Origin of the sequence: Rhizobium subbaraonis, assembly GCF_900220975.1 — a bacterium.
Lineage (GTDB): Bacteria > Pseudomonadota > Alphaproteobacteria > Rhizobiales > Rhizobiaceae > Mycoplana > Mycoplana subbaraonis.
The window spans coordinates 16486-26534 of record NZ_OBQD01000003.1 but is presented as its reverse complement, the minus strand read 5'-3'; the positions used below and the strand labels follow the sequence as shown (position 1 = coordinate 26534).

At 66.6% G+C, this 10049-nt stretch carries 15 protein-coding genes and 1 pseudogene; 15 read left to right on the top strand and 1 reads right to left on the bottom strand.

All coding sequences use genetic code 11. From position 1 onward, the window contains the following. Window positions 1-70: 70 nt before the first annotated feature. Window positions 71-451: pseudogene (locus CRO48_RS04690) on the top strand (transposase); the annotation flags it as partial. 199 nt (window positions 452-650) lie between these two features. Here CRO48_RS04690 and CRO48_RS04685 read toward each other — a convergent pair. Further along, on the bottom strand, window positions 651-869 hold the full coding sequence (locus CRO48_RS04685; RefSeq protein WP_024343470.1) for a helix-turn-helix domain-containing protein: 219 nt from the start codon (window positions 867-869) through the stop codon (window positions 651-653). Window positions 870-1024: 155 nt separating this feature from the next. Between CRO48_RS04685 and CRO48_RS04680 the strand changes: the two genes are divergently transcribed. The 14 genes from CRO48_RS04680 to CRO48_RS04615 all read left to right on the top strand — a co-directional run bounded on the left by CRO48_RS04680 (window position 1025) and on the right by CRO48_RS04615 (window position 10042). After that, window positions 1025-1273 (top strand): helix-turn-helix domain-containing protein, encoded by a 249-nt coding sequence (locus CRO48_RS04680; protein WP_097136851.1) that lies wholly within the window; start codon window positions 1025-1027, stop codon window positions 1271-1273. 96 nt (window positions 1274-1369) lie between these two features. Further along, the gene (locus CRO48_RS04675) at window positions 1370-1651 is read left to right on the top strand and encodes a DNA -binding domain-containing protein (protein WP_097136849.1); all 282 of its coding nucleotides are present in this window, start codon (window positions 1370-1372) and stop codon (window positions 1649-1651) included. A 147-nt stretch (window positions 1652-1798) separates the two neighbouring features. Then, window positions 1799-1984 (top strand): transcriptional regulator domain-containing protein, encoded by a 186-nt coding sequence (locus tag CRO48_RS32820; RefSeq protein ID WP_245423428.1) that lies wholly within the window; start codon window positions 1799-1801, stop codon window positions 1982-1984. Between the two features lie 43 nt (window positions 1985-2027). Next, window positions 2028-2531 carry a DUF2285 domain-containing protein gene (locus CRO48_RS04665; protein WP_245423427.1) on the top strand — a complete coding sequence of 168 codons (504 nt, stop codon included), beginning with the start codon at window positions 2028-2030 and terminating at the stop codon, window positions 2529-2531. 139 nt (window positions 2532-2670) lie between these two features. Then, entirely contained in the window at window positions 2671-2952 is a 282-nt protein-coding gene (locus tag CRO48_RS04660; protein WP_097136847.1) for a helix-turn-helix transcriptional regulator, read from the top strand. Window positions 2953-2970: 18 nt separating this feature from the next. Beyond that, window positions 2971-4143 (top strand): replication initiator protein A, encoded by a 1173-nt coding sequence (locus CRO48_RS04655; RefSeq protein WP_097136845.1) that lies wholly within the window; start codon window positions 2971-2973, stop codon window positions 4141-4143. Further along, on the top strand, window positions 4140-4793 hold the full coding sequence (parA, locus tag CRO48_RS04650; RefSeq protein ID WP_097136843.1) for a ParA family partition ATPase: 654 nt from the start codon (window positions 4140-4142) through the stop codon (window positions 4791-4793). Before CRO48_RS04655 ends, parA begins: the two co-directional genes overlap by 4 nt. Then, window positions 4790-5548 (top strand): DNA-methyltransferase, encoded by a 759-nt coding sequence (locus CRO48_RS04645; protein ID WP_097136841.1) that lies wholly within the window; start codon window positions 4790-4792, stop codon window positions 5546-5548. The genes parA and CRO48_RS04645 overlap by 4 nt, the downstream gene beginning before the upstream one ends. Beyond that, a complete protein-coding gene (locus tag CRO48_RS04640) occupies window positions 5545-5799 on the top strand; it encodes a hypothetical protein (protein ID WP_097136839.1) in 255 nt (84 codons plus the stop codon). The genes CRO48_RS04645 and CRO48_RS04640 overlap by 4 nt, the downstream gene beginning before the upstream one ends. Beyond that, window positions 5796-6314, top strand: a complete 519-nt coding sequence (locus CRO48_RS04635) for a DUF2840 domain-containing protein (protein ID WP_097136836.1) — start codon at window positions 5796-5798, stop codon at window positions 6312-6314. Before CRO48_RS04640 ends, CRO48_RS04635 begins: the two co-directional genes overlap by 4 nt. Beyond that, window positions 6311-6871: a S26 family signal peptidase gene (locus CRO48_RS04630; protein ID WP_097136834.1), complete on the top strand. Its 561-nt coding sequence runs from the start codon at window positions 6311-6313 to the stop codon at window positions 6869-6871. Before CRO48_RS04635 ends, CRO48_RS04630 begins: the two co-directional genes overlap by 4 nt. Before the next feature lie 35 nt (window positions 6872-6906). Continuing rightward, a complete protein-coding gene (locus CRO48_RS04625) occupies window positions 6907-7248 on the top strand; it encodes a DUF736 domain-containing protein (protein ID WP_097136832.1) in 342 nt (113 codons plus the stop codon). Further along, window positions 7245-8261 carry a lytic transglycosylase domain-containing protein gene (locus tag CRO48_RS33365; protein WP_141402009.1) on the top strand — a complete coding sequence of 339 codons (1017 nt, stop codon included), beginning with the start codon at window positions 7245-7247 and terminating at the stop codon, window positions 8259-8261. Before CRO48_RS04625 ends, CRO48_RS33365 begins: the two co-directional genes overlap by 4 nt. Beyond that, a complete protein-coding gene (locus CRO48_RS04615; protein WP_097137459.1) occupies window positions 8258-10042 on the top strand; it encodes a relaxase/mobilization nuclease domain-containing protein in 1785 nt (594 codons plus the stop codon). The genes CRO48_RS33365 and CRO48_RS04615 overlap by 4 nt, the downstream gene beginning before the upstream one ends. Window positions 10043-10049: the final 7 nt, after the last annotated feature.

Here is a 10049-nt window from a genome sequence, read left to right as displayed (position 1 = left end):
ACAAACCTGATGGACCAGAGCCTCCGTTAGCTCACGCCGCCTGTTGTCCCAAAAACCCTGACGACGGACAGGCCCGCTCGTAGCGCTCATCTTCCGGGCAACGGTCGATGTCCCATCTCGCTTCACTCGGTCGCGAACCGTTGGTGCCCATTTTGGTCTGACGCCGCGCAAGCACCAATCCGGCGAAGTGGATCGCACCGGCCGCATTTCGAGATGGGGTGACGCCATGACGCGCAGCGCGCTCTACGAGGCAGCACAGGTGCTACTGACTCGCGTAAAACGCTGGTCCACCCTAAAGGCTTGGGCTGCTCAGGTCTCGCGACGTCGAGGCCACAAGAAGGCGATCGTCGCCCTCGCTCGCCGCATCGGTGTCATACTGCATCGCATGTGGGTGGATGGAACTGAGTTCGACTGGGGTAAGCGGCCAGAGGCCGCCGCTCCTCTGACATAGGTTCGGTCAGGCGCAAGTCTGACTGAGGCGTCTCCCTGCGAGGGGACGAGGGACGGTGAGTTCGCAAATACGACTTGGCAGCGTCGGCATGTCCAACGCGAAGCCGCATTATAGATTGCTCCGCCGGCTCTTCTGATCCCATCCTGTGGCGGCCTCGTGCCGACCACGAAGAGAAGCATGATCCTCGCGGGAATACGGCTCAAAGCTGATCGTCGGGCCGGACCAATTCCATGTGGCTGACGCCGAGGGCCTGAGCCAATTCATAAAGCGTGATCACGGTCGGGTTCCTCCGGCCGCGTTCAAGGCTGCTGAGATACTGTTGACTGAAACCGGAGCGCGCTTCGACCTCTTCCTGGGTCAGGCCTTTCTCCCGACGCAGGCGGGCGAAGTTCCGGCCGACCAATTTGCGCATATCCATGCGCAGGAGGATCGTGATTTACATACTTTGAGTTTATCAACTATAGTATGTAAATGAGCCAGCGGAGCGCGCGGGAAGCCTCGCTATCCGATTGGCCCGAATAGAGAAGCCGTAGTTCTGGAACGAGTGTAGCAGTGAGTGGGAGGTGATCATGTATGATCACCTCTCGCCAATCACGGGCCGCACGCGCGTTGCTAGGGTGGACACAGGAAACGCTCGCTGACAAGGCCAAGGTCGCATTGACCGCACTTAAACGTCTCGAATCCCAAAACGGGCTTGAGGTGTACGAGTCGACGCGCGATCAGGTGCGTCGCGCTCTCGAAGCGGGCGGGATTGTTTTCCTGTCGACGGACAAAGGAGAAGGTGTCCTGCTCCTGCACGAAAGGAGCAGCACCGTAAGGTAATGTCCCGTCCCGCGCGCTGACCTGCTCTCGTCAAAAAGAATGGCTATCTCCCGCAAGAGATGGTTAACAAACACGTTACCGGATCGTGAGCGAGTAATGGGACAAGCAACACAGACCTTCCTTGACGCGCCACCGAGCAGCCAGACGCTGACGCAATACGATCGCGAGCACATGAAGCTCTATATGCGGCTTCTCGACGCCGAGCGTGACGGTGCTGACTGGCGTGAGGCAGTGCGTATCCTCTTCGACCTCGATCCGGATCGTGATCCCCAACGCTGTCGCCTCGTTCATGACGCTCATTTGGCCCGCGCGCGCTGGATGACCGAACGCGGATATCGTGAACTGGTACGTGAGAGCCAGCGACGTCCGTCATCGTGATGCGCGGTACGCATCACCCGTTGAATTTGACCCGACTTCCTCAGTTCAACCCGAGCGGGAACCGTGAACGTCCTCCAACTTTTTCGACCCTGACATGGGAGGCCGCGATGACACCCGACGCATCTATCTGGCGTTCCTCAGCGGAATATGAGCATCTGGATTTGCTCACCGCGTCCGATCTGGGCCTGGGAGTGGCTCCGCCGCAATGACGCCTACGACGCCGATTTTGAAGAATCAGCCGCTGGCCGTGGAGACCCCGAACCGCTGACCGAGCGAATTCGGCAGCGGTGGGGATTGCGATTTCCCGATCGATCCCCTGATCCCACCTCCTGACGCTTCTGTCCTCTGGCTTCCACAGGAGGATACCAGCGTCGTCGTGCTGTCCGAGGCCCCTTCGGGGTTCGGTGAAAGCATCGCCCGAACTCCGACGATCTGGCGTATCCACCTTTCGCCGGACGCCACCGGCGCGGATTTCCGCGTCGCCCTTGGCAACGGCCAGCATCTCCAGATCTTCGACTGCGCCAGTGGCGGCGGCGCGCTGGCTGTCGCTGTCGTTCCGCTCGATCTCGATGGCTTCGACCGGATCGAGGCAGTTCGCCGGCTCCTCTCTGCCCTGCATGGCCGTACCATCCCCCCTGACAAGCGTCTCACAAGGCAGCAGCGAGTGCGCTTGCAACGAATGCTACGAGCGTTCGACGGATACAGGGCCGGTGCCACGCAGCAGGAGATCGCGCAGGTCATCCTGAAGATCGGCCAGCTCAACCGCGACGAGTGGCAGGCGTCCTCGGCCCGACACACGATCAAGGCGCTCTTGCGCGATGCTCGGTCCATGGTTGCCGGCGGCTATCGAAAACTTCTGCGTCATCGCCGCCCACACTAGCGCGATTCCGCGCCAGTGTGGTGGGCGAATTCGACACCCCCCAACTTCGCCCTGCAACTCGCCAGCCTTCCTCCGCCACCGTGGTCTTTGCCCGCCGCTGATCCGCAGCGGCCGTCACAACACCACGGAGGCCCGTTCCATGCCGCACGAACCCGTCGTTTTACCGCCGCGCTTTCTGCGCACCAAGGAGGCCGCCGAATTTCTCAGCCTCTCGGCCCGAACCCTCGAAAAGCATCGCACCTATGGGACAGGTCCCGCCTATCGCAAGCTCGGCGGCCGTGTCGTCTATGCCATCGACGATCTTGAAGCGTGGGCCGCCCGCGGCTCCGTGACGTCGACGTCTGATCCTCGCGGCTCCGTGCTGCCTGCGAAGCGCCATGCGATTTCGGCTCGTCCGCAGGTCGGGCGCTACGCCCGCTGACCGCAGCCGGTTCCCTTCATGGCGGTGCGACGTCGATCCCTTTCCGAGCGCGGGCAACTCGATCTGTTCAGGGCGCTCCCCGGCGACTTCGCGCCACGAGACGCGCAGGATCTCATGGCCTATCCCTTCTTCTCCCTTTCCAAGACCCATCGCGTCGCCCCGATCGATTTCGTCGCTGGTAACGTGACGATCCGGGTCGAGGCGGTCCCCGATCACGGCATGGCCACGATCTGGGACGCGGACATCCTGATCTGGGCGGCGAGCCAGATCGTCGAAGCCCGGGATACCGGGCTTCGGACCTCGCGGCTGATGGCCGCCACGCCCTATGAAATCCTCACCTATGTCGGCCGGGGCACGAGCGCACGCGACTATCAGCGCCTGAAAGCCGCGCTCGACCGCCTGCAATCGACCACCGTTTCCACCTCGATCCGGCAACCTGCCGAAGGCCGCCGTCATCGCTTCTCGTGGATCAACGAGTGGCAGGAACGCACCGACCGCAACGGCCGCCCCGAGGGCATCGAGCTGATCGTACCGGACTGGTTCTACCAGGCCGTCCTCGACGATGCGCTCGTGCTCACTATCGACCGGACCTATTTCGACCTGACGGGGGGTCTCGATCGCTGGCTCTACCGCCTGGTGCGCAAGCACGGCGGCCGCCAGCGCGCCGGCTGGCGCTTCGACTTCCACCACCTTCACCAGAAGTCGGGCAGCCTGTCGCCGTTCAAACGCTTCGCCTACGAGCTGCGCGACATCATCCGGCGCCAGCCGCTGCCCGGCTACACCCTGTTCCTCGAAACCGAAATCGGCGGGCGCGCGCTGCTCGCCTTCGAGCCGTCTCCGGCCTGTGGACAAGCTGTGGATAGCCTCGTGCTATCGGGAACCCGGACTATCGTGCTATCGGGAACCCGAGGCTCGTGCTATCAGGAACCCAAACATGGTCTAACGCACGGAAACTCCACACGAAATCGCGCCCTTAACTTAGAGTCTAACATAGACTCTAACCTCGAAGAGCGCGCGCGCGATGTGGAAAACCTCATCCGCAACGCCGCCAGAAGCCTCAGCGTTACCGCCAGGAAGAGCGCGCCGGCCGAGCCGCCACAGACGGCTACAAGCCGCCGCGGTGGGGCCTCTCCATCCACTGATCCCGATACGCCCCGTCTTCCTCTCGATCCACCGGGAGGACGCCGATGATCGTCGCGCTTCTCAACCAGAAAGGCGGCGTCGGTAAGACGACGCTCGCCCTACATCTCGCCGGCGAGTTGGCGATGCGCGGGAGCCGCGTCACCTTGGTCGACGCCGACCCGCAGGGCTCAGCCCTCGACTGGTCACAGCAGCGTTCGCGCGAGAGCCTACCGCGCCTGTTCGGCGTCGTCGGCCTGGCACGCGATACGCTGCATCGCGAGGCACCCGAACTCGCGCGCGACGTCGATCACGTCGTCATAGACGGCCCGCCGCGTGTCGCCGGCCTCATGCGCTCCGCGCTGCTCGCCGCCGACCTCGTGCTGATCCCGGTGCAGCCGTCACCGCTCGACGGCTGGGCCTCGGCCGAGATGCTGGCGCTGCTCGCCGAGGCCCGGATCTACCGGCCGCAGCTCGTCGCCCGTTTCGTGCTCAATCGCTGCGGCGCACGAACTGTCATCGCCCGCGAGACGGCCGAGACGCTGGCCGACCACGATCCGCCCCTGCTCGCCGCCATGGTCGGCCAGCGTGTCGTCTTCGCCGACGCTGCCCAGACCGGACGGCTCGCCTCGGACATCGACCGCCAGTCGCCGGCCGCGCGCGAGATCGCGGCGCTGGCGGCCGAAGTCGGGCGCCTCTGCATCGGGAGGACCGCGCCATGATGGTGCTCCCCGAGATTATCCTGTCCGGCGACTGCCGCGACCGCATGCCGGCGCACGGCCCCTACGACATGATCCTCGCCGATCCCCCTTACGGCGACACATCGCTCGCCTGGGATCGCCGCGTCGAGGGCTGGCTGTCGCTCGCGCGCGGGGCGCTTGCGCCGACCGGCTCGATGTGGGTCTTCGGTTCGCTGCGCAGCTTCATGGCGACCTCCGACCGCTTCGCGGACGCGGGCCTACGGCTCGCCCAGGAGATCGTCTGGGAGAAGCAGAACGGCACCGGTTTCCATGCGGACCGCTTCAAGCGCGTGCATGAGCTGGCCGTCCAGTTCTATCCGGCCGAGACGCCCTGGCGCGACATCTACAACGACGTCCAGACCACGCCCGACGCGACAGCCCGGACCGTGCGACGCAAGCAGCGTCCGCCCCATACCGGCCAGATTGATGCTGGCCACTATGTCAGCCACGACGGCGGGCCGCGCCTCATGCGGTCGGTCATCTATCTGCGCAACTGCCACGGCCGCGCGATCCACCCGACTGAAAAGCCGTCCGCGCTTCTCGAAATCCTCATCCGCACAAGCTGCCCGGAAGGTGGCCTGGTCGGCGATTGGTTCGCCGGCTCCGGCGCGGCCGGGGAAGCCTGCCGGCTCTCCGGCCGGCGCTATATCGGCTGCGAGATCGACCCGACGATGGCCGACCGCGCCCGCGACCGCATCGCCAGCGTGCTGCCGTTCCATGACGGAGGCCCGTCATGACGGCCGGCACGGAGAAGCGCGGCTTCGCCATCCGCCCGGCCGATCCCGATAGCTGGATCAAGGCCGCCGACGCGCCGCCGCCGCGCACGGATGCCGCCGACGCCTACTCGGCGCGGCTGACCGTGGACATCACGCCGGCGCTGCGCGGCCGCATCAAGATCGCGGCCTTCCAGCGCGGCGTCACGGTTGCCGACATGCTGCGCGACCTCCTCGCGCGGGAGTTCCCGCCTGCCGATGGGGGCACGCCATGACCGGCTTCGACAACCGCCGCATGGGTGGCCATGCGCTGCCGAAGGACGCGCCGCCCTTCACCACGCTGGTTCATCTCACATGGGAGGAAGGCCGGATCGAGCACCGCATCCGCTTCGGCCATCCAATCTACCAGCGGACGATCGACCGGCGCAGCCGCGTCGTCGGCTTCGCGCCGAACAGCGTCTTCGCCTTCGTCCGCTGGGCGTCCAACGACTACGGCACCGTGGTTTCCCGCATCGACATCCTGCGCGCCATCGGTCGCGGCGAGCCTTGCCAAACGCTGCCCTTCGTCCGCCCCGGCGGCGATCTTCTCCTGAAGCTCCACGGCTGGCCGAAGGTCGAGCGCGTGCTTCAGCTCACAGACACGATCGAAGCCCTTGGCATCGACCCGGCCGACGCCGCGCCCGCCTATTGGCGGCACGTCCACAACCGGCTGACCGCCGGTGTGGAACCGCGCCTTTATTCAGGCGACCAGCACAATGCCTGGCTTGCGCGCAGGAGCATCATGCCATGAGCCCGCGCAGTTTCACGCTGCTCGCCATGCTGGCCGGCGCCGCGCTGGTCGCTGCGCCGATCGTCACCGGCCATGCGCCGCGCTTCATCTGGAACGCATCGGGAAGCGTCGCGGTCGGCCTCTATTCGCTTGCTCCGGTCACGACGATCGAGGTCGGCGATCTGCTCGCCGTGCTGCCGCCCGATGACCTCGCCGCCTTCCTCGACGCGCGCGGTTACCTGCCGCGCGGCGTGCCGCTCATCAAGCGCGTGTTGGCGCTGCCCGGCGCCGAAGTCTGCCGCCGTGGCGCAACCGTCATCGCCTACGATCACCCCTATGGCGAGGCGCAGCCGCGCGACCGCTTCGGCCGCGACCTGCCGCAATGGCAGGGCTGCCGGATCGTCGCCGAGGGCGACCTGTTCCTGATGAATTGGGACGCCGCCGACAGCCTCGACGGCCGCTACTTCGGCGCGCTTCCGGCCTCCGCCGTCATCGCCCGCGTGACGCCGATCTGGACAGACGAATACGGCGACGGCCGCTTCCGCTGGCGCTTCACCGATCCGGCCCTGGAGCCGTGAGCTACCCCCAACCATCAACCACAGGAGACAAAATCATGGCTGATATTGGCAGTTTCACCCGCAACGAAACCGGCTTCAGCGGGCGTTTCGAGGCGCTCGGAATCGACGCGCCGCTCACCTTCGTCCCGGCCAAACCTTCGGAGGCCGAGAACGCGCCCGCCTACCGCATCCTGCTCGGCGGCGAAGACGGCCGCGACATCGGCGCGGGCTGGTCGCATGTCGGCGAAAAGGCCGGCGAGTTCGTCTCCGTCGAGATCTACAGCCCGCTGTTCGGCTGGCTGCGCGCCAACCTGTTCCGCGACGGCGACGACGACACCGCCTGGAGCCTGCACACCAACGACCAGAGGACGAAGCGGTCCGAAGGGGCCGACAAGTGACGGTTCAACGTCCTGCCAACGTCGGGCGGTTTCCCGCCGTCCGACGCTCGGCGCTCCTCCTTCTCCTTTCCGGCCTCGCTCTCGGCCTCTCGCCAGCGCCTCAGGCTCTGGCAGAGACCGTGCAGGCCGGACGGTCGGAGATCGGCGGTCCCTATGCCGCCGATATTGCCGAGGCCGCGCAACGCTTCGGCATCCCGGTCGCCTGGATCGTCGCCGTTCTCGGCGCCGAAAGCAGCGGCGATCCGGTCGCTGTCTCGCCGGTCGGAGCGATGGGGCTGATGCAGCTTATGCCCGCCACCTGGGAGGAACAGCGCGCCCTCCACCGGCTCGGCGGCGATCCCTTCCAGCCGCGCGACAACATAGTCGCAGGCACAGCCTATCTGCGCGCGATGTGGGACCGCTACCGCACCATCGGCGGCATGCTCGCGGCCTACAATGCCGGACCCGGCCGCTACGACGAGTATCTCGCGGGTGTCCGGGAACTGCCTCGGGAAACGCGCGAATACGTCGCCGCGCTCGTTCCCCTTCTCGGTGGTGAGCCGATCGCGCCCGCCGCTCTGGCTGGCGCACCGCGCGTCACCGACTGGCGCGATTCTCCGCTCTTCGTCACGGCTCAGGGCGGCTCGGAATCGGCGTTCGGACGGCACGACGAACGCAGCGGTAGCGCACCTTCGGATGCGCCCGCCGCGTCGCCTGCTTCGCTCGCGCCGGCTCCCGCCGAGGCGCTATTCGTCGCGTCCGCCCTCGGGAGGCGCGCCGTGAGCGGGATCGCACGGTTTCGCGCTGTAGCGGAGTGCCGGAAAGGAAAGGAAGGGGCGCGCGCCGGAAGGGGCACGGCGACTGGAATACGGCAAGGTAAAAGCGCGTGCGTAAACCACCGTCAAGCCATTGGAATGGCTTGGTGTTTTGCGCATATGGCGGTCGGTCGTGCATACGCATGGGCGATTTTGCCAGCAAAATCAAAGTCACTTCGTATGGGCGGCTGCGCCGTGCCTCTCAGGAGGCGCGCATGAGCGGCGACGACAACGAGTTTCGCATCCGCCCCGGCAAGCCGCGCTCGACCCGCGCGCCGCGCACCAAGACCTTCATCAATCAGGTGCTGCGCGCCGCCAAGCAGGCGAGCAATGCGCCCGCCAGCGGATCGGGATCAGGGCGCAGCAGGAGCGGCAGCGCCGGCCGCTCGACATTCGGCCGCGGCCGCAATGTCGTGTCGCGCATCCGCCTGCTCGGCTCGCGCCGCCGCGTCGTCGCCAAGGCGCGGATCGCCCGGCACCGGGGCCGCGCCTTCCGCTCCGCACCGATCTCGGCGCACCTCTCCTACCTGAAGCGCGAAGGCGTCAGCCGCGACGGCGAGAAGGGCGTCATGTTCGACGCCGAGACCGACCGCGCCGACGATCTCTCCTTCGCCGATCGCTGCCAGGACGACCGGCACCATTTCCGCTTCATCATCTCCCCGGAAGACGCGGGCGAGATGGAAGACCTGCGCGCCTTCACCCGCGATCTCGCCAAGCAGATGGAGGCCGACCTTGGCACGCGCCTCGACTGGATCGCCGTCGATCACTGGAACACGGACAACCCGCATGTGCATCTGCTGGTGCGCGGCGTGGACGAGACAGGCGCCGATCTTGTCATCTCGCGCGACTATATCAGCCACGGCCTGCGCGGACGCGCCGAGGAACTGGTCGATGCTGAACTCGGCCCCAAGCCCGAGCACGAGATCCGTTCCAGCCTCGCGCGCGAGGTCGATGCCGAACGATGGACGAGGCTCGATCGGGAGATCGCACGCCAGTCGAACGAGTTGGGCTATATCGACCTGCGGCCCGAGGCGAAGGGACCGGACGATCCCGAAATCCGCCGCCTGCTGGTCGCGCGTCTGCGCCATCTCGAAAAGCTCGGCCTCGCCGCCGATGCCGGTGTCAACGAATGGTTCGTCGAGCCAGGAGCGGAGCGAACGCTGCGCGATCTCGGTTCGCGCGGCGACATCATCAAGACCATGCACCGCGCCTTCGCGGGGCTGGGCGAGGAACGCGGCGTTGCCGACTTCACGATCGACGCCACCAAGGACGGCCCGCCTGTCATCGGCCGGCTGGTCGACAAGGGCCTCCATGACGAGCTGACCGGCGAAGCCTATGCCGTGATCGACGGCACGGACGGCCGCGCCCATCATGTCCGGCTGCGCGGCATCGAGGCGTTCGAGCACGCGCCGCCGATCGGCGGCATCGTCGAGGTCCGCCGCTTCGGCGGTCCGGACGATCCCCGGCCCACCATCGTCCTCGCCAACCGGTCCGACCTCGATCTCCAGAGCCAGATCACCGCGCCCGGCGCGACCTGGCTCGATCACCGGCTCGTCGAACGTGAGCCCATGCCGCTCGGCGCCAGCGGCTTCGGCCGCGAGGTGAGCGAGGCGATGGACGCGCGGGCCGAGCATCTGGCCGATGAAGGACTCGCCCGGCGCGAGGGCCAGCGGATCGTCCTGCAACGCAATCTGCTGGCGACGCTGCGCCGGCGCGAACTCGACGCCGTGGGCGAGCAGCTCTCGGCCGAGACCGGGCTTGCGCATGTGAAGTCGCAGGCCGGCGAATATGTCGCCGGCACCTATCGCCGCCAGCTCGCGCTCTCCTCCGGCCGCTTCGCCGTGATCGAGGGCTTCGCCCCCGATGGCGGGCGCGGCTTCCAGCTCGTCCCCTGGTCCCGCGAGATCGAACACAAGCTCGGCCAGCACATCTCCGGCGTCGCGCGCGGCGGGGGCGGCATCGACTGGTCGCTCGGTCGCAAGCGTGACCTCAGCCTCTGATGAAAGG